1 protein-coding gene is annotated in these 1,154 nt (G+C 44.9%); it reads right to left on the bottom strand.

The annotated features are described in order from the left end of the window. Positions 1–219: 219 nt before the first annotated feature. On the bottom strand, positions 220–879 hold the full coding sequence (locus tag ACOTZP_RS23830) for a type A-1 chloramphenicol O-acetyltransferase (protein ID WP_011152976.1): 660 nt from the start codon (positions 877–879) through the stop codon (positions 220–222). Between the last annotated feature and the right edge of the window lie 275 nt (positions 880–1,154).

Genomic DNA, 1,154 nt, shown 5'->3' with positions numbered 1-1,154 from the left:
GAATGATGTCACGCTGAAAATGCCGGCCTTTGAATGGGTTCATGTGCAGCTCCATCAGCAAAAGGGGATGATAAGTTTATCACCACCGACTATTTGCAACAGTGCCACCGACGACCGGGTCGAATTTGCTTTCGAATTTCTGCCATTCATCCGCTTATCATCACTTATTCAGGCGTAGCAACCAGGCGTTTAAGGGCACCAATAACTGCCTTAAAAAAATTACGCCCCGCCCTGCCACTCATTGCAGTACTGTTGTAATTCATTAAGCATTCTGCCGACATGGAAGCCATCACAAACGGCATGATGAACCTGAATCGCCAGCGGCATCAGCACCTTGTCGCCTTGCGTATAATATTTGCCCATGGTGAAAACGGGGGCGAAGAAGTTGTCCATATTGGCCACGTTTAAATCAAAACTGGTGAAACTCACCCAGGGATTGGCTGAGACGAAAAACATATTCTCAATAAACCCTTTAGGGAAATAGGCCAGGTTTTCACCGTAACACGCCACATCTTGCGAATATATGTGTAGAAACTGCCGGAAATCGTCGTGGTATTCACTCCAGAGCGATGAAAACGTTTCAGTTTGCTCATGGAAAACGGTGTAACAAGGGTGAATACTATCCCATATCACCAGCTCACCGTCTTTCATTGCCATACGGAATTCCGGATGAGCATTCATCAGGCGGGCAAGAATGTGAATAAAGGCCGGATAAAACTTGTGCTTATTTTTCTTTACGGTCTTTAAAAAGGCCGTAATATCCAGCTGAACGGTCTGGTTATAGGTACATTGAGCAACTGACTGAAATGCCTCAAAATGTTCTTTACGATGCCATTGGGATATATCAACGGTGGTATATCCAGTGATTTTTTTCTCCATTTTAGCTTCCTTAGCTCCTGAAAATCTCGATAACTCAAAAAATACGCCCGGTAGTGATCTTATTTCATTATGGTGAAAGTTGGAACCTCTTACGTGCCGATCAACGTCTCATTTTCGCCAAAAGTTGGCCCAGGGCTTCCCGGTATCAACAGGGACACCAGGATTTATTGGCACTGTTGCAAAGTTAGCGATGAGGCAGCCTTTTGTCTTATTCAAAGGCCTTACATTTCAAAAACTCTGCTTACCAGGCGCATTTCGCCCAGGGGATCACCATA

The organism is Enterobacter cloacae complex sp. SYL001 (assembly GCF_049237025.1).
GTDB classification, from domain to species: domain Bacteria; phylum Pseudomonadota; class Gammaproteobacteria; order Enterobacterales; family Enterobacteriaceae; genus Enterobacter; species Enterobacter intestinihominis.
Note: the sequence above shows the minus strand (reverse complement) of the source record. Positions and strands in the feature narration are given on the sequence as shown.

Excerpts from the sequence above, each read along its gene's own strand:
- ACOTZP_RS23830 (WP_011152976.1), bottom strand. The coding sequence starts at position 879 with ATGGAGAAAAAAATCACTGGATATACCACCGTTGATATATCCCAATGG.